11 protein-coding genes and 1 tRNA gene are annotated in these 18,180 nt (G+C 72.3%); 4 read left to right on the top strand and 8 right to left on the bottom strand.

Features of this window, described 5'->3' with window-relative positions; all coding sequences use genetic code 11:
* Positions 1-78: 78 nt before the first annotated feature.
* From thrB to ABD671_RS04620, 6 genes are all read right to left on the bottom strand, one after another.
* Positions 79-969, bottom strand: coding sequence for a homoserine kinase (gene thrB / locus ABD671_RS04645; RefSeq protein ID WP_344732073.1), 891 nt, complete (start codon positions 967-969; stop codon positions 79-81).
* Between the two features lie 49 nt (positions 970-1,018).
* The gene (gene thrC / locus ABD671_RS04640) at positions 1,019-2,104 is read right to left on the bottom strand and encodes a threonine synthase (RefSeq protein WP_344732072.1); all 1,086 of its coding nucleotides are present in this window, start codon (positions 2,102-2,104) and stop codon (positions 1,019-1,021) included.
* Positions 2,101-3,405 carry a homoserine dehydrogenase gene (locus ABD671_RS04635; protein WP_344732071.1) on the bottom strand — a complete coding sequence of 435 codons (1,305 nt, stop codon included), beginning with the start codon at positions 3,403-3,405 and terminating at the stop codon, positions 2,101-2,103. Before ABD671_RS04635 ends, thrC begins: the two co-directional genes overlap by 4 nt.
* An 80-nt stretch (positions 3,406-3,485) precedes the next feature.
* Positions 3,486-4,883, bottom strand: coding sequence for a diaminopimelate decarboxylase (gene lysA / locus ABD671_RS04630; RefSeq protein WP_425574885.1), 1,398 nt, complete (start codon positions 4,881-4,883; stop codon positions 3,486-3,488).
* Positions 4,884-4,890: 7 nt separating this feature from the next.
* The gene (gene argS, locus ABD671_RS04625) at positions 4,891-6,558 is read right to left on the bottom strand and encodes an arginine--tRNA ligase (protein ID WP_344732069.1); all 1,668 of its coding nucleotides are present in this window, start codon (positions 6,556-6,558) and stop codon (positions 4,891-4,893) included.
* A 161-nt stretch (positions 6,559-6,719) separates the two neighbouring features.
* Entirely contained in the window at positions 6,720-8,792 is a 2,073-nt protein-coding gene (locus ABD671_RS04620; protein ID WP_344732068.1) for a S53 family peptidase, read from the bottom strand.
* A 190-nt stretch (positions 8,793-8,982) separates the two neighbouring features.
* Here ABD671_RS04620 and ABD671_RS04615 point away from each other — a divergent pair, with 190 nt between their 5' ends.
* The 3 genes from ABD671_RS04615 (at position 8,983) to ABD671_RS04605 (ending at position 12,266) form a co-directional block, all read left to right on the top strand.
* Positions 8,983-10,293 (top strand): cytochrome P450, encoded by a 1,311-nt coding sequence (locus ABD671_RS04615; RefSeq protein WP_344732066.1) that lies wholly within the window; start codon positions 8,983-8,985, stop codon positions 10,291-10,293.
* A gap of 55 nt (positions 10,294-10,348) precedes the next feature.
* Positions 10,349-10,424 (top strand) — tRNA-Arg (locus tag ABD671_RS04610).
* Between the two features lie 336 nt (positions 10,425-10,760).
* Complete coding sequence (locus ABD671_RS04605; RefSeq protein WP_344732065.1) at positions 10,761-12,266, top strand: hypothetical protein; 1,506 nt, start codon at positions 10,761-10,763, stop codon at positions 12,264-12,266.
* Positions 12,267-12,503: 237 nt separating this feature from the next.
* Here the strand turns inward: ABD671_RS04605 and ABD671_RS04600 are convergent, their stop codons facing one another.
* Positions 12,504-13,442, bottom strand: a complete 939-nt coding sequence (locus ABD671_RS04600; RefSeq protein WP_344732064.1) for an LCP family protein — start codon at positions 13,440-13,442, stop codon at positions 12,504-12,506.
* On the bottom strand, positions 13,439-14,110 hold the full coding sequence (locus ABD671_RS04595) for a hypothetical protein (RefSeq protein ID WP_344732063.1): 672 nt from the start codon (positions 14,108-14,110) through the stop codon (positions 13,439-13,441). Before ABD671_RS04595 ends, ABD671_RS04600 begins: the two co-directional genes overlap by 4 nt.
* A gap of 285 nt (positions 14,111-14,395) precedes the next feature.
* On the opposite strand from ABD671_RS04595, the gene ABD671_RS04590 reads away from it, so the two are divergent.
* Entirely contained in the window at positions 14,396-18,151 is a 3,756-nt protein-coding gene (locus ABD671_RS04590; RefSeq protein WP_344732062.1) for a multifunctional oxoglutarate decarboxylase/oxoglutarate dehydrogenase thiamine pyrophosphate-binding subunit/dihydrolipoyllysine-residue succinyltransferase subunit, read from the top strand.
* Positions 18,152-18,180: the final 29 nt, after the last annotated feature.

Raw genomic sequence — 18,180 nt, 5'->3', positions numbered from 1 at the left:
CGACGGTGCGCCGGAGAGCCGCCGAGACCGGCGGCACGTCACCGAGACCGGGGACGTGCGTTCAGGGTAGCACCGCGGTCAGTCGGCGGCGCGGACGCCGACCGGCGAGACGGCCAGCGCCTCGGCCTGCCATCCCGGCGGACAGGAGCCCAGGACGACGTCGGCTGCCGGCAGCCCGGCGTCCGCACCCGATCCCGGCGCGGCGACGAGGGCCAGCACGGTCGGACCCGCCCCCGAGACCACGGCGGGGACGCCGTCCGCGCGCAGCCGGTCGATGAGCGCGAGCGAGTCGGGCATCGCGGGGCGCCGGTACTCCTGGTGCAGGTGGTCGCGGGTGGCTCGCAGCAGCTGGTCGGGGCGGCCGGCCAGCGCCGCGACGACGAGAGCGGCGTTGCCGGCGTCGGCGGCTGCTGCGGCATGGGGCACGGAGGCCGGCAGGAGTCCGCGGGCGGCCTCGGTCGAGAGCGGGGTCGGCGGCACGAGCACGACCGCGCCGATGCGCGGGTCGACCGGCGAGCCGACGGCGTACCAGCCCTCGGCGTCGTGGCCGGAGATGGTGAACCCGCCGAACCAGGCCGGTGCCACGTTGTCGGGGTGGCCCTCGATGTCGGCCGCGAGCGCGAACGCGGCGGCGTCGTCCAGGCGTGCCGGGCCGTCGGGCACGAGTTCGCGTGCCAGCCAGACTCCGGCGACGATCGCCGCCGAGGAGGAGCCCATCCCCCGCGCGTGCGGGATGCGGTTGCGGCACTCCAGGCGCAACCCGGGCGCCTCGGCGTCCAGGAGGCTCCAGGTGCGCGTCATGGTGCGGACGACGAGGTGGGACTCGTCGAGCGGGACGCCGTCGCCCTCCCCCTCGACGACGACCTCGAGGCCGTGGTCGAGCACGGTGGCGCTCAGGTCGTCGCGGAACTCCAGCGCCATGCCGAGGGAGTCGAAGCCCGGGCCCAGGTTGGCGGTCGTGGCGGGCACGCTGACCCGCGCCGACGTGCCCGGTCGGAGAGTGGTCGCCACCGCGGGCTCAGGCGAGGCCGGCAGCGCGGGCGGCGTCGTCGACATCGGCGTCCACGACGATGTCGACGAGCGGGCCGAAGCCCTCCAGCGCGGTGGCGGTGTCCTTCAGGCCGTGTCCGGTGACGGTGACGACGACCTGGGCGCCCGCGTAGGACTCCCCCTGCGCGAGCTCCTGGAGCAGACCCGCGATGCCGGCGGCCGACGCGGGCTCGACGAAGACGCCGTCGTGCTGGGCGAGCTCGCGCTGGGCGGCGAGGATCTGGTCGTCGGTGACGGCGGCGAACCGGCCCTCGGACTCCTTGGCCGCCTTCTCGGCGAGGTGCCAGGACGCCGGGTTGCCGATGCGGATGGCGGTGGCCTTGGTCTCCGGGTGCGGGAACGGCTCGCCGGTGACCAGGGGGCTCGCGCCCTCGGCCTGGAAGCCCCGCATGACGGGCCGCTTGGTGGCCATCCCGAGCTCGAGGTACTGGGTGTAGCCCAACCAGTAGGCCGAGATGTTGCCCGCGTTGCCCACCGGCAGCAGGTGGTAGTCGGGGGCGTCGCCGAGGAAGTCGCAGATCTCGAACGCCGCGGTCTTCTGGCCTTCCAGACGCACCGGGTTGACCGAGTTGACCAGGGCCACCGGATAGGCCTGCGACAGGCCACGGGCCATCGCCAGGCAGTCGTCGAAGTTGCCGCGCACCATGATCACCTGGGCGCCGTGCATGATCGCCTGCGCCATCTTGCCGGCGGCGATCTTGCCCTCGGGCACGAGCACCAGCGGCTTGAGCCCGGCCTTGGCGGCGTAGGCCGCCATCGAGGCCGAGGTGTTGCCGGTGGAGGCGCAGACCACCGCCTGGGCGCCCTCGTGCTTGGCCACCGAGATGGCCGCGGTCATGCCGCGGTCCTTGAAGGAGCCGGTGGGGTTGTCGCCCTCGACCTTGAGGTGCACGGTCGCGCCGGTGAGCCCCGAGAGCCACTCCGAGTGCACCAGCGGGGTGCCGCCCTCGCGCAGCGTGACCGCCGGCGTGCCCTCGGGGATGTCCAGCAGGGCGCGGTACTCCTCGATGACCCCGCGCCACTGGCGGGTGCGGGTGAGCTGGTCGGCGGTCACTCGTTCTCTCCTTCGACGCGCATCACCGAGGTGACGTCGCGGACGATGTCCATCTCGCGCAGGTGCGCGACGGTGGCGGACAGCTGGGCGTCGGTGGCCTCGTGGGAGACGACGACGAGCTGGGCGTCGTCGTCGCGGCCCTCCTGGCGGACGGTCTGGATCGACACGCCGTGCTCGGCGAACGCCGTGGCCACCGCGGCCAGCACGCCCGCGCGGTCGTCGACGTCGATGGCGACGTGGTAGCGGGTGCGGGTCTCCCCCATCGGCAGCACCGCGCGGTCGGCGTAGGCCGACTCGCCCGCCCCGCGGGTGCCCGCCAGCCGGTTGCGGGCGACGGTGACGAGGTCGCCGAGCACCGCGGACGCCGTCGGCGAACCGCCGGCACCCGGGCCGTAGAACATCAGCTGGCCGGCGGCCTCGGACTCCACGAACACCGCGTTGTAGGCCTCGCGGACCGAGGCGAGCGGGTGCGAGCGGGGGATCATCGCCGGGTGCACGCGCACCGCGACGGCGTCCTCGCCGGCGGCGGTGGTGCGCAGTTCGCAGATCGCCAGCAGCTTGACGACGGCGTCCATGTCGCGGGCCGAGGCGACGTCGGCGGCGGTGACGTCGGCGATGCCCTCACGGTGGACGTCGGAGGCCGTGACCCGGGTGTGGAAGGCGAGCGAGGCGAGGATCGCGGCCTTCGCGGCGGCGTCGAAACCCTCGACGTCGGCGGTCGGGTCGGCCTCGGCGTACCCGAGCTCCTGGGCCTCCTCGAGCGCCTCGGCGAAGCCGGCGCCGGAGGAGTCCATCTTGTCGAGGATGAAGTTGGTGGTGCCGTTGACGATGCCCAGCACGCGGGTGACGCGGTCGCCGGCCAGGGACTCGCGCAGCGGGCGTAGGATCGGGATCGCGCCGGCCACCGCGGCCTCGTAGTAGAGGTCGCGCCCGGCCTTCTCGGCGGCCTCGTAGAGCGTCGGGCCGTCTTCTGCGAGCAGCGCCTTGTTGGCGGTGACCACGCTCGCGCCGTTCTCGAGGGCGGCCAGGATGAGCGAGCGGGCGGGCTCGATGCCGCCGACGACCTCGATGACGAGGTCGACGTCGGGGCGGGTGACCAGCGCGTGGGCGTCGGTCGTGAGCAGACCCTCGGGCACCTCGATCTCCCGTGGGGCGTCGAGGCGGCGGACCGCCACGCCCACCAGCTCCACGGGCGCGCCGATGCGTGCCGCCAGGTCGTCGGCCTGCTCACCGAGCAGACGGACCACCTGCGACCCGACCGAGCCGCAACCGAGGACGGCGACCTTGAGGGGTGTGCTCACCGGCACAGGGTATCGGCGGTCGGCGCCGGGACTGATTTCGCCGACGAGCGGCGGACAGGCGCGGCGGTCGTCGCCCGCCGTCAGCCCACGTCGGTGGCGAGCAGGTCGTCCTCGGTCTCGCGGCGCACGATGACCCGGCTGGCGCCGTCGACGACCGCGACGACGGGCGGGCGCAGGGCGTGGTTGTAGTTCGAGGACATCGAGCGGCAGTACGCGCCGGTGCCCGGGACGGCGACGAGGTCGCCGGGGGCGATGTCGCCGGGCAGGAACTCGTCGCGGACGACGATGTCGCCGGCCTCGCAGTGCTTGCCGACCACGCGGGCCAGCACCGGGGCGGCGTCGGAGCCGCGGGAGGCCAGCGTGCAGGAGTAGTCGGCGTCGTAGAGGGCGGTGCGGATGTTGTCGCTCATGCCGCCGTCGACGCTGACGTAGGTGCGCACCGCGCCGGCGTCGAGCGTGACCTGCTTGACCGTGCCGACCCGATACAAGGTGCACATCGCCGGTCCGACGATGGCGCGGCCGGGCTCGATCGAGAGGTGCGGGACGGCGATCCCGCGGGCCCGGCACTCCTGCTCGACGATCGAGGTCAGGCCGGCGGCGAGGTGCGCGGGCTCGGCCGGCTCGTCCTGGCTGGTGTAGGCGATGCCGAAACCGCCGCCGAGGTCCATCTCGGGCATCACGTGGCTGAGCTCGTCGGCGACCCGCTGGTGCAGACCGAGCACCCGGCGGGCCGCGACCTCGAAGCCGGCCGTGTCGAAGATCTGGCTGCCGATGTGGGAGTGCAGGCCCACCAGCTCGAGCCCGTCGGTGGCCAGCACCCTGCGGGTCGCCTCGAGGGCCGCACCCGAGGCGATGGAGAACCCGAACTTCTGGTCCTCGTGGGCGGTGGCGATGAACTCGTGGGTGTGCGCCTCCACCCCGGCGGTGACGCGCACCATCACCCGGGCCGAGCGCCCGAGCTCGCGGGTGATCGTGCCGAGCCGCTCGATCTCGTCGAAGGAGTCGACCACGATGCGCCCGACGCCGAGGGTGACCGCACGCTCCAGCTCGGCGACCGTCTTGTTGTTGCCGTGGAACCCGACGCGCTCCATGGGCACGCCCGCACGCTCGGCGACCGTCAGCTCGCCGCCGGAGCAGACGTCGAGGCACAGACCCTCCTGCGCCACCCACCGCGCGACGGCGACGCTGAGGAACGCCTTCCCGGCGTAGTAGACGTCGTAGCCGGCGAACCCGTCGCGGAACGTCCGCGCACGGGCCCGGAAGTCGGCCTCGTCGAGCACGTAGGCCGGCGTCCCGTGGACCGCGGCCAGCTCGGGCAGCGGGACGCCGCCGACCTCCAGGACACCGTCCCGCTTGCGCGCGGTGGTCGACCACAGCTGCGGCAGCAGCGCGTTGACGTCGTCGGGCTGGCGCAACCACGCGGGGCCGCGCAGCGCGCCGGGCGCGTGGGCCCAACCGGCCTCGTGGGTCATCGCGATGCTCCGCTCACATGCGCTCGGGCGCGGAGACGCCGAGCAGATCGAGACCGTTGGCGAGCACGGTGCGGACGGCGACCGCGAGCACGAGGCGCGCCTCGTTGGCCGGCGAGACCGGCTCGTCGCCCTGCGGCAGCAGGCGGCACTCCTTCGTGTCGTACCACTTGTTGAACGCCGAGGCGGTGTCCTCGAGGTAGCGGGCGATGCGGTGCGGCTCGCGCAGCTCGGCGGCCGAGGCGACGACCCGCGGGAACTCCGCCAGCGCGCGCAGCAACTCGCCCTCGCGCTCGTGGGAGAGCAGGGCGGGGTCGAAGTCGACGGGCGGGGTCATGCCCAGGTCGGCGGCGTTCGCGATCATCCGGCACGTGCGGGCGTGGGCGTACTGCACGTAGTAGACGGGGTTCTCGGCCGACGCCTTGGTGATCTCGGCGACGTCGAGGGTGAGCGGGGAGTCGGCCGGGTAGCGCACGAGGGAGTAGCGCAGCGCGTCGACGCCGATCTCGTCGGCGAGCTCCTCCAGGGTCACGATGGTGCCGGCCCGCTTGGAGAGCTTGAGCTCCTCGCCGTCGCGCAGGATCTTCACCAGCTGCCCGATCATCACGTCGAGGGTCTGCGCGGGGTCGTCGCCGACGCAGGCGGCCATCGCGCGCAGCCGGCCGACGTAGCCGTGGTGGTCGGCGCCGAGCAGGTAGATGCAGTGGTCGAAGCCCCGGCTGCGCTTGTTGAGGTAGTAGGCGGTGTCGGAGGCGAAGTAGGTGAGCTCGCCGTCGGACTTGATGAGCACCCGGTCCTTGTCGTCGCCGAAGTCGGTGGTGCGCATCCACAGCGCGCCGTCCTGCTCGTAGACGTGGCCGAGGTCCTTGAGCCGCTGGAGGGTCTCGGGCACCGAGCCCGACTCGTGCAGGGAGAGCTCGGAGAACCACACGTCGAAGTGCGTGTTGAACCGGTCGAGCTGCTCCTGCTGCTGGCGCAGCTGGATCTCGTAACCGGCGGCCCGGACGGCGTCGCGGCGCTCGTCGGCGGGCAGGTCGAAGATGCCGGGGTGGGCCTGACCGACGGCGGTGGCGAGGTCGTCGATGTAGCCGCCCTGGTAGCCGTCGGCCGGAGCCGGGAGCCCGAGCGCGGCGGCGATGATCGAGTCGGCGAAGTGGTTCATCTGCACGCCGCGGTCGTTGATGTAGAACTCGCGGGTGACCTCGGCGCCGGCGGCGCTCAGCACCCGGCCGATCGCGTCGCCGAGCACGGCCCAGCGCGTATGGCCGAGGTGGAGCGGACCCGTGGGGTTGGCCGAGATGAACTCGACGTCGATGCGGTGCCCGGCGAGGGTCTGGGTGCGGCCGTAGGCCGCGCCCGCCGCAACGATCTCGCCGGCCACCTGGCCCTGGGCGCCGGCGGCGACGGTGATGTTGAGGAAGCCCGGTCCGGCGATCTCGACCGCGGCGACACCCTCGCGCGCCTCGAGGCCGGCCTGCATCAGCTCGGCGAACGCCCGCGGGTTCAGACCGGCCTTCTTGCCCAGCTGGAGGGCCACGTTGGTGGCGTAGTCGCCGTGCCCCTTCTGACGCGGACGCTCCACCGTCACCGTGGTCGGGACGCCGTCGGGCAGGGTGATCGCACCCTGGTCGGACAGCGTCGTCAGCACGTCGACGATCGCGGTGGAGAGCTGCTCAGGAGTCACTGCACCAGCCTATCGGCGGCGGCCCCGGCGACCGCATCGGGTTATCGGGCGCGGACGCCGGGCCGGCCCCCGGGCACAGGACCGTCCCGGCCGGGTGGCGAGCACCCGACCGGGACGGCGATAAGGGTGGGCGAGGAGCCCCCCCGACGCAGGACCGTCGGTCAGCCGGCGGCCTTCAGCAGCGCGACCAGCGCCTTGGCCCGCGGGGCACCGAGACCGGTCGAGTCGTCGTACCCCTTGAGCGCGTGCAGCGTGGCCAGGTTGCCCAGCGTGCGCAGGCTGTAGGAGACCGCACTGGTGGCGTCGGTCGGGTCGGCGTAGTCGGGACGGACGTTGCCGATCGTGCTCTGGCCACCGGCCGCCTTGTCGACGCTGACGGCGTCCGGGTCGTAGAAGAGCTTGGCCGGTGCGCCGGGCTTGGCCGCGGCACCGTAGAGGGTCGGGTTGACGTTGCCCAGACCCTTGCCGCCACGAGCTCCCACGGCGAGGGCGAGGAGGCCCGAGAACAGCGGGCACGACAGGCTGGTGCCGCCGATGCGGTACTCGCCGTAGGCCACCTTGCCGCCGGCGAAGGTCTCGGTCTGCCCGACGAGCATGCCGGTGGTCGAGTCGGCGTCCATCGAGATGTCCGGCTCGACACGGCCGGCGCTCACACCGCCGAAGGTCGCCAGGCTGTCGGGGACGACGCCCTTCTGCCAGTCCGGCTCGGCGTACAGCGTGCTGACGCCGCCGCCACCGCCACCGGAGAAGGTCGAGTTCTTCAGGTCCCAGGACTTGTTGTCCGCGGTGAGCACGTTCTTGCGGGTGCCCCAGTAGGTCTCGAGCGTGCGGCTGCCGTCCTTGGCGATGTGCAGCGAGGTGCCGCCCACCGCGGTGACCCCCGGGCTGGTCGCCGGGAAGTCGGCGGTGCGCGCGCCGGCGGCCGACGGGTCGGTCTCGTCGCCGTCGTCGCCGGAGGAGAAGTCGATCGTCACGCCGAGGCTCGCGGCCATGGTGGTCACCTGGTCGAAGACCAGCTGGTCGGTGGGCAGCGGGGAGTCGCCGCCGGTGCCGTAGGAGTTGCTGACGATCTGGACGTCGCCGCCCTCGACGAGCTGGCCGAGCGCGACGTAGAGGAACGGACCGAACGGCGTGAGCGCACCCTGGTAGACGACCTTCGCGTCGGGCGCCATCCCGTGCACGGCCTCCACGTCGAGGGTCTCCTCACCGGCCCAGCCCTGCGGGTCGAGCAGCAGGCCGCTGGGGTCCTCGGGCAGCGAGCTCAGTCCCGGCGGGGAGTTGTCGACGAACTGGCCGTCGGCGAAGGGCTTGTCGCCGTGCTTGGTGGCGTAGGCGTTGGCGTCGTCGAGGATGGTCGGGGAGGCGTAGGCGTCGACGATGCCGACGCTCGCGCCCTTGCCGGTCAGCTTCGTCGCGGGGATGCCGTAGGCGCTGCGCAGCTGGCGCGGGGTGTAGCCGCAGATCGCGAGCGGCTCGCGCACGCCCTGGTAGGTCGGCTGCGTGGTCGCGGTCTTCTGCCCGTAGTAGGACGAGCACGGGCGGGCGTTCTGGAAGGCGGGCGACGGGTCGGCGTCCGGGCCGTCGAGCACGTGGGTCGGACGCAGCGGCTGGTCCTGGGCCAGTCCGGCCACGTTGGCGACCACGCCGCGCAGCGCGGTCGGCAGCACCGGCGCCGTGAGCGGCGAGCGCAGCAGCGAGCCCGCGACGTCGAAGAGGCCGAAGCTGGTGGAGAAGAGACGTCCGACGAGGCCGGCGGGGCCCTGGACCGTCACGAAGGTGCGGTCGGGGCTGACCTGGACGACCTCCAGGCCCGCCGCGCTGACGACGCTGCGCACGGTCGCGACGGCGGCCGGCTCCGGCGCGAAGCGGGCGCGGTACTGGCGCGGGGTGAGGAAGTGGCGGTAGCGCGAGGAGGTCGGGTCGCTGACCTCGGTGGCCACCTGCTGCAACTCGTTCGTGTGGCGGCCCGCCAGCTGGAGGACGAACGGCACGGGGGTGTCGGCGGCGACGGCGCGCGCCGGCGTCCCGTGTGCCCAGGAGGGCAGCACCTGGGAGAGGACGCCGGGCAGACCGGCGACGAGCGCGGTCGAGTCGGCGTCGAGGGCCTCGGCTGGTGCTAGACCGCCGACGGCGACCAGGGCGGCGGCCAGGAGCATGGGGACGGCGAGCGACGTCGCTCGGCGCTGTCCGCGCAGGCGTCGTTCGGGGCTGGGGATGGGGCCGGAGCGGGTCACGCGTTCTCCCTGGGGACGGCGAAGGACCGGGGTGCGGTCGGGCGCCCCGGATCAGGGCGCCTGATCCTGGCCAACCGTCGTCTGTGCGGCGAGGTGACGGGCGAGGACGGCTTTCTCAGACAGAACTCAGGGCTCCTTCAGGCTCGGGACGACGCCGTGCCGGCTGCGCAGGCGGCTCTAGGGTGATGTCGTGACGATCGACGTCCTCTCCCCCGTCCGTTCGGGACTGCGCTGGGGCCTGGGTCACGGGCTGCCGGGCCTCGCGATCCGTCAGGGCGCCCGGGGCGGCGACCTGGTGTCGCGGCTGGTCGTCGACCCCGACCTGCGCCAGGACCCCTTCCCCGCCTACGAACGCATCCGCGCGGACGCCGCGGCCCGCGGCTCCGTGTTCATCGACAACGGCCGGCTGATGGGCACCGTCGATCACGCGGCGGCCACCGAGATCCTGCGCAGCGACGACTTCGGGGTCGCCTTCGAGCTGCCCGGCCGGTTGCAGCGTGCCTTCGCGTGGTCGCTCGACCCCTGGGCCGCCGGCCCGGTCGACCCGCCGTCCATGCTGGCCGTCGACCCTCCGGTGCACGGGCGCTACCGGCGGCTGGTCACCCGCTGGTTCACCGCCCGCGAGGTCCGTGGGTTGGAGGAGCGCATCACCGAGACCGCGACGCGCCTTCTCGACGGGCTGGCCGCGCAGGGCTCGCGGGTCGACCTCGTGGAGGAGTACGCGGCCCTGCTGCCGGTCGCGATCATCGCCGAGATCCTCGGGGTGCCCGCGCACCAGCACGCCCAACTGCTGGCGTGGGGCAACGGCGCCGCGATCACCCTCGACCCCGCCCTGACCTGGCGCCAGTACCGCGGGGCGCAGCAGCACGTGCGGGCCCTCCACCGGTGGCTCGACGACCACCTCGCCGCCAAGCGCCGCTCCCCCGGCGACGACCTGCTCAGCGCGTTGGCCACCCTCGAGGACGACGACCTCACCGACCTGGAGCTGCGCGGCATCGGCCTGCTCGTGCTCGGCGCCGGCTTCGAGACCACGGTCAACCTCATCGGCAACGCCGTCGCGCAGGTGCAGTCCCGACCCGAGGTGCGTGCCGCCGTCCGCGACGATCCGGGGCTCTGGGGCGGCGTCGTCGAGGAGACCCTGCGCTTCGACTCCCCCGTCCAGCTCACCTTCCGTTCGGCCCTGACCGACACCGTGGTCGCCGGCAGCCCGGTGCGGCGGGGCACCGGCGTCCTGACCTACCTGGGCGGGGCCAACCGCGACCCCGCCGTCTTCGCCGACCCGGCCCGCTTCGACCCGACGCGCGACGACGCCGGGCGCCACCTGGCGTTCTCCTCCGGGGTGCACTACTGCCTGGGCGCGAGCCTGGCCCGCGCGGAGGCGACGATCGGCCTGCGGCTGCTCCACGAGCGCTTCCCCGACCTGCGCCTGGACGGCGAGCCGACCCGCCGTCCGACGCGGGTGCTGCGCGGCTACGAGCGGATGCCCGTCGCCCTGCGATGAGCCTCGGACCGGATTCGGTGCGACCCGCGGCGACCTGTAAGGTCGTGCCGCGTCGGCCCTCGTAGCTCAGGGGATAGAGCACTGGTTTCCGGTACCAGGTGTCGCAGGTTCGAATCCTGCCGAGGGCGCCAGCCGACCTCTCCCGCATCGGGAGTCCCGACCCCGCCGTCCCGGCGGGGTCGCTGTCGTTCCGGGACCCGTGGCCGATCGGGAACGGCGGGCACCCGACTCCTCCCCGGTCGTGCACGGGTCACTCCTCCGCCACAGCGGATCCGGACGCGTGCAGGCGACTGGACGACGGACCGGACCGGTCTAGACCGAGTGTGACGTGGGCCTAACGCCCCGATCAGCCCCTCGTTACCTGCCTGAGGGAGGTGGGACCCATGGGGGTTCCATCACTCGGGGAGGGTTCTCGACCCATCTCCTCCTCCGGAGACAGCGAGCCACTGCTCACGAAAGTAGGAAGAGTGAAGAAGCAACTCAAGCGTGCGGTCGCCACAGCCGCCGTGTGCGCCGTGGGAGCCACCGGCACCCTGTCGTACCTCCCGTCGGCCCACGCCGACGAGGCTGCCAGCACCACGACGTCGTCCAGCTCCAAGCCGGTCGCGACCCAGTTCGGTCGCGAGGCGTGGGCGTGGGGCACCAAGGTGCTCGCCAACGGCATCGACGTCTTCAGCCTCAAGGACGCGCAGGCCAAGCAGCACTGCACCGACCTCGCGGGCCTGAGCAGCGTGGCCAACTCGGTCGCCTCGGTCACCAGCTACCTCCCCCAGGAGCTGCAGGACCTCGTGTCGATCTCGCCGGTCACCAGCACCACGCAGACCTACCAGGACAAGGCCGCCGGCATCGACGGCGTCCGGGCGACCAGCACGATCGCCGACGTCCAGATCGGCGGCAACACCGTCGGCGGCGTGACCCTGCCGAAGCTGAGCATCGAGGGTCTCACCAGCGTGGCCGACTCCTTCCACGCCGCCAACGCGTCGAAGAAGTGGGACACCAACGAGTCCTTCGCCTTCCAGGGCATGAAGATCGACTACGACGGCAGCGTCGTCGACGGCACCCCCCTGGCCGACCTGCTCGACATCCTCAACCAGGTCGCCGCGCCGGTCACCCAGATCGTCAACCAGGTCATCCAGCTGCTCCAGTCGGTCGGCAAGGTCACCATCCCGGGTCTCGCGGAGATCTCCCTCGGTACCGCCTACCACAAGATCACCGACAACTCGGCGGCCTCGAAGGCCTACGCGCTGCGCATCAACCTCTTCCCGGCCACCGACCGCCTCGGCGACGTCCTCGAGCTGGGCCAGGCCAAGTCGCGCATCTCCGCGCCGCTGACCAGCGCCTTCTTCCGCTCCAACATGATGGGCCTCGACCTCGCGGCCGGTAACGACCTGCTCCACCTCGGTGGCATCCAGCGTCGCACCATCCCCTGCGAGGGCACCTCGGGCCAGACCCTCAGCAAGCACGTCGACAGCACGTCGTTCCCGCTCGCGATCCCGGGCGTCAGCGACACCGCGCTGGTCGACCTGTCCGACATCACCTACGCCTACAGCGGCCAGCAGCTCAGCCGCGGTCGCGCCAAGGGCATGGTCAGCAGCTCGCTGGGCACCCTGAAGATCCCCGCCCTCGGTCTCGAGGTGCAGGGTCTGAAGACCGTCATCAACCTGTTCCGTCCGAGCGCCACCGCCGCCGTGCAGAAGCGCCGGACCGTCACGGTCGGCGACATCCTGGTCGACGGCAAGTCGCTCCTGGGCGGCGTGAAGCCGGTCCTGGGCAAGATCTACGAGTTCGTGGACAAGCTCACCGGCGACACCAACGTCATCCAGTTCGGTGCGGCCATCCCGAAGGCCGACAACCGCTCGGGCACGGGCGTCGAGGGCATCCGCCTCACGATCCCCGGCCTGGCGACCAAGCTCAGCATCGGGTGGGCCCAGGCCCACATCCTGCCCCTCGGCAAGATCAAGGGCGCTCGCTGACACCTCGCTCCATCCGACGGGCCCGCATCGCACGATGCGGGCCCGTCGGCCATTTCCGGCAGGTTCGGGCAGGTTCCGGGCGGTTCCGGGCGGTTCCGGGCCCTGGATGCCTCGCACCGCGGGCATGCCGAGACCGACACGTCTCGTCACCGCCGCCTCACCCGGACCGGATGAGGCGGATCGCTCGCTCGCCGGTGCAGACCGCGCTGGGAGCGGGGAGGGACCCGGCGGCGGGACTCAGCAGCCCTTCGGGAGCGTGGCGTCGTCGCGGGCCTCGTCGCCGAAGCGACGGGCCATGTCGACGTAGGGCAGCACCACGCTGGCGCCGCCGATGTTGCCGATGCTGCCCTGCACCACGCAGCCGGTGATGCGACGGGGGTCGACCTGGGCGACCGCCTGGGCGATCTTGAACAGCTCGGCCGGCCCGAGATCGGTGTAGAGGTGCTGCATGACCGTGGCGACGCCGGATTCGATGAAGCCGGGTCGGTCGGCCTGATCGGCGATGCGGGCCTGGATGCCCCGGATCACCCGCTGCTGGTTCGCCGAACGATCGAAGTCCCCGGCGGGGAGCTGGTGGCGGCTCCGCGCGAAGGCCATCGCGCTGTACCCGCCCAGGCGGATCTTCCCGGCCTGGAAGCCGTTCGGCTTGAGGTTCTCGTCGAAGAAGTACCGCGGATTGTCGACCGTGATGCCGCCGATGTCGTCGACCATCTGCTCGAAGAACGGGAAGCGGGTCACGAACACGTAGTCGGGCTGGATGCCCACGAGGTCGCCGACCACCTGGCCGAGCAGCTTCGGGCCGCCGAAGTAGAGGGCGGCGTTGATCCGGTTGGAGCCGTAGCCGGGGATCTCGACCCAGGAGTCGCGCGGGATGCCGATGGAGGTGGCCGCGTGCGTGCGCAGGTCCATCCCGATGAGCTGGAGCGCGTCACCGCGGGTGCGGGTCATCTCCTCCCCCGGTCGGGCGTCGGAGCCCACGGCGAGGATCCAGAGCACGTTCGGGCTCAGATCGACGGCGCCCGCGCTCTGGGCCCGCACCAGGCTCACCTGGGTCGAGCTGACCGCGGCGTTGGGGACGACGGCCGCCGTCAGGGCGAGGACGCCGCCGAGGACGCCCGCGCGGACGGCAGTGCGCCGGCCGCGGCGGCGTACGGAGCGGGTACGGCGCGCGCTCACGAGGCGCTCCCTTCGCTGGAGTCGGTCGAGCCGGTCGAGCCGGTCGAGTCGGTGGAGCCGGTCGTCGGCGACGGCGAGGGATCGCCGCTGCTCGACGCACTCGCCGCGGGGCGACCGCTCAACCCCTGGGCCACGTCGTACCCGAAGACGGTCCAGCGTCCGCCCTCGAAGGTGAGGAAGAGCCGGCCCAGGAGTGTGCGGTCGACGGCGGTGTCGCCGGTGGTGGTGTAGTCGAGGCGGACGCGTGCGGTCGCGGTGCGGGCGACGCCACGCACGGCGAGCAGATCGACCGCCAGGGTGCGCCGGGTCGCGGTGAGGCCGTCGATGTCGTCGGCGACCGACGCCGCGGTGAGCTCGTCGAGGTCCTGCCGGGCCGACCGCGCCGCACCGGCGGTGAACCCGGGGAAGGCGTCGGCGAAGTCCGCCCGCGGGAAGGGGCCGGTGAAGGCGGCGTCGAGCCAGCCGTCGACGACCTCCTGGACCTCGTCGACGGCCTTGGTCGTGGCTGCGGTGTCGAGCTTGCCGACGACCTCCCCCGCGCGGGCAGTGGTCGTCAGCGGCGGCGCCGCCGAGGGGCTGCCCGGACCGGCCGGGGACTTCTCGTCGGACCCGCTGCAGGACGCCGCAGCGAGGCTCAGCGAGAGCGCGAGGACGACGCCCGGCGCCATGCTCCTCAGAGGGCTCCGCTCGAGGCTCCTCAGGGGGCTCGTCACACGGGTCCGCACACGGGGACGGTGGCGCACGGAGGGGCCTCGCAGCATGCCCCCATCCTCCGGGACCGGCCCGCGGCCCGTCGTCGCGACACGCCCGCCGCGGGCCGTCCGATGTGCGGTTGCCGACACCCTGTCCGAAAGTCCACCCCAACCTCGGCATTCGGACCGTGGGGGGACTAGCCTTGAGGACGGTCCCAATCCACCCAACCGCGCGCTCATCCGGAAGAGGCGAAGCAAGTCGTGCCGCAGTCCCCAGGCCATCAGACCCCATCCACCACGACGGACCCTGCCGCCGACTTCGGAGCCAACGAGTGGCTCGTCGAGGAGATGTTCGACCGCTTCCAGGCCGACCCCTCGAGCGTCGACCCCGCCTGGGCCGCCTACTTCCGCGCGCAGCACGGCACGGGCAACGGCTCGGCCAACGGCAACGGGACCGCTCCCGCCGCCGCTGCTCCGGCTCCTGCTGCTCCGGCCCCCGCCGCAGCACCTGCTCCGGCCCCCGCCGCCCCCGCGGCTGCTGCTCCGGCCCCCGCCGCCGCGCCCGCGCCGGTCGCCGAGCCGCGCCCGGTGGCCAAGGCCGCCGAGCCCGCGAAGGGCACCAGCGCCCCGGTCCCGAAGGACACCCGCCCGGCGGCGCCGTCGGAGGCCAACGACGAGCCGGTGCTGACGGTGCTGCGTGGCGCCTCGGCCCGCACCGCGCAGAACATGGACGTCTCGCTGACGGTGCCGACCGCCACCTCGGTGCGCACGGTCCCCGTCAAGCTGCTGTGGGACAACCGCATCGTCATCAACAGCCACCTCGCGCGCGCCCGCGGCGGCAAGGTGAGCTTCACCCACATCATCGGCTACGCCCTGGTGCAGGCCGTGAAGTCGATGCCGGAGATGAACGTCGGCTTCGACGTGATCGACGGCAAGCCCAACCTGATCACGCCGGCCCACATCAACCTCGGCCTCGCGATCGACCTGCAGAAGCCCGACGGCTCGCGCCAGCTCCTCGTCCCGGCCATCAAGGCCTGCGAGAACATGGACTTCGCGGCCTTCTGGACCGCCTACGAGGACATCGTCACCAAGGCGCGCGACAACAAGCTCGCGGTCACCGACTTCCAGGGCACCACGATCTCGCTCACCAACCCCGGCGGCATCGGCACCAACCACTCGGTGCCGCGCCTGATGAAGGGTCAGGGCGCGATCATCGGCGTCGGCGCGATGGAGTACCCGCCGGAGTGGCAGGGCGCCTCGGAGGAGGCCATCGCGCGCAACGCCATCAGCAAGGTCATGACGCTCACCTCGACCTACGACCACCGCGTCATCCAGGGCGCGCAGTCGGGCGAGTTCCTCAAGCGCGTGCACCAGCTGCTGCTCGGCAACGACGGCTTCTACGACGAGATCTTCCGCTCGCTGCGCATCCCCTACGAGCCGATCCGCTGGTCCAACGACATCGCGACGTCCCACGACGACGAGATCAGCAAGCAGGCGCGCATCCTCGAGCTGATCCACGCCTACCGCGTGCGCGGCCACCTCATGGCCGACACCGACCCGCTGGAGTACCGCCAGCGCAGCCACCCCGACCTCCGGGTGGAGTCCCACGGCCTCACCCTGTGGGACCTCGACCGCGAGTTCGCCACCGGCTCGTTCGGCGGCGAGGGCCGGCGCTTCATGAAGCTGCGCCACATCCTCGGCATCCTGCGCGACTCCTACTGCCGCACCACCGGCATCGAGTACATGCACATCATGGACCCCGAGCAGCGCCGGTGGATCCAGGAGCGTGTCGAGCAGCCGCACAGCAAGCCTCCGCGCGAGGAGCAGCTGCGCATCCTGCTCAAGCTCAACCAGGCCGAGGCCTTCGAGACCTTCCTGCAGACCAAGTTCGTCGGCCAGAAGCGCTTCAGCCTCGAGGGCGGCGAGACCACCATCCCGGTGCTCGACGAGATCTGCGAGGCGGCCGCCGAGGCCGGCCTCGACGAGGTCGCGATCGGCATGGCCCACCGTGGCCGCCTCAACGTGCTCGCGAACATCGTCGGCAAGAGCTACTCCCAGATCTTCCGGGAGTTCGAGGGCAACATCGACCCCCGCACCGTGCAGGGCTCGGGCGACGTGAAGTACCACCTCGGCGCCGAGGGCGAGTTCGTCAGCGGCAAGGGCGACAACGTCAAGGTCTCCGTGGCCGCGAACCCCTCCCACCTCGAGGCCGTCGACCCGGTGCTCGAGGGCATCGCGCGCGCCAAGCAGGACGTCCTCGACCGCGGCGCGGCCTACCCGGTGCTTCCCGTGCTCGTGCACGGCGACGCGGCGTTCGCCGGCCAGGGCGTGGTCGCCGAGACCCTCAACCTCTCCCAGCTGCGCGGGTACCGCACGGGCGGCACGATCCACGTGGTCGTCAACAACCAGGTCGGCTTCACCACCTCGCCCGGCTCCTCGCGCTCGTCGCTGTACTGCACCGATGTCGCCCGCATGGTGCAGGCGCCGATCTTCCACGTGAACGGCGACGACCCCGAGGCCTGCATCCGCGTGGCCCGGCTGGCCTTCGAGTACCGCCAGGCGTTCAACAAGGACGTCGTCATCGACCTCGTCTGCTACCGCCGCCGCGGCCACAACGAGGGCGACGACCCCAGCTACACCCAGCCGCTCATGTACGACCTCATCGAGCAGAAGCGCTCGGTGCGCAAGCTCTACACCGAGTCCCTCATCGGCCGTGGCGACATCACGATCGAGGAGGCCGAGCAGGTCCTGCGCGACTACCAGCAGCAGCTCGAGCGCGTCTTCACCGAGGTGCGCGACGCCACCAGCCAGCCCTCGGAGTGGACCACCGTCCCCGACTACCCCGAGAAGCCGGCCGGCGACGCGATCACCGCCGTCCCGCTGGAGGTGCTCAAGCGCATCTCGGATGCGTACGTGACCCCGCCCGAGGGCTTCACGGTGCACCCGAAGGTGATGCCGCAGCTGCAGCGTCGCGCCACCGCGATCACCGAGGGCCCCATCGACTGGGGCACCGGCGAGATCCTCGCCTTCGGCTCGCTGCTGATGGACGGCCGCCCCGTCCGCCTGGCCGGTCAGGACTCGCGGCGCGGCACGTTCGTGCAGCGCTTCGCGACGATCATCGACCGCACCAACGCCGACGAGTGGACGCCGCTGTCCAACCTCACCGAGGACCAGGCCAAGTTCCACGTCTACGACTCGCTGCTCTCCGAGTACGCAGCACTCGGCTTCGAGTACGGCTACTCCGTGGCGCGTCCCGAGGCGCTGGTGCTGTGGGAGGCCCAGTTCGGCGACTTCGTCAACGGCGCCCAGACGGTGATCGACGAGTTCATCACCGCCGGCAAGACGAAGTGGCGCCAGGACTCCGGCGTCGTCCTGCTGCTCCCGCACGGCTACGAGGGCCAGGGACCCGACCACTCCTCGGCCCGCATCGAGCGGTTCTTGACGATGGCGGCCGACGAGGCGTTCGTGGTGGCCCAGCCCTCCACGCCCGCCTCCTACTTCCACCTGCTGCGCCAGCACGCGCTCGGGTCGGCCCACCGCCCGCTGATCGTCTTCACCCCGAAGTCGATGCTCAAGCGCAAGGAGGCCTCCTCGGCGCCCGCCGACTTCACCAGCGGCACGTTCCAGCCCTTCATCGCCGACGCGACCGCCGACCCGGCACAGGTCGACACGCTGCTGCTGTGCTCGGGTCGCGTCACCTGGGACCTCATGGTCGAGCGGGCGAAGCGGGAGAACAGCGGCCGGTTCGCTATCGCGCGGGTCGAGCAGCTCTACCCGCGCCCAACGGCCGAGATCCAGGCCGAGATCGCCCGCTACCCCCACCTCAAGGAGGTCCGGTGGGTGCAGGACGAGCCGGCGAACATGGGTCCGTGGCCGCACTACGCGCTCAACGTGTGGCCGCACGTCGAGGCCACCGTCGTGCCGGTCACCCGTCCGGAGTCGTCCTCGCCGTCGGTGGGCACCGTCAAGCGCCACACCGCGGAGCAGAAGGAGCTCCTCGACCGCGCGTTCGCGTGATCGCGTCCTGATCCGCCGACGGCGGCCGG

It is taken from the genome of Nocardioides fonticola, assembly GCF_039536805.1.
Classification (GTDB): Bacteria; Actinomycetota; Actinomycetes; order Propionibacteriales; family Nocardioidaceae; genus Nocardioides; species Nocardioides fonticola.
Note: the sequence above shows the minus strand (reverse complement) of the source record. Positions and strands in the feature narration are given on the sequence as shown.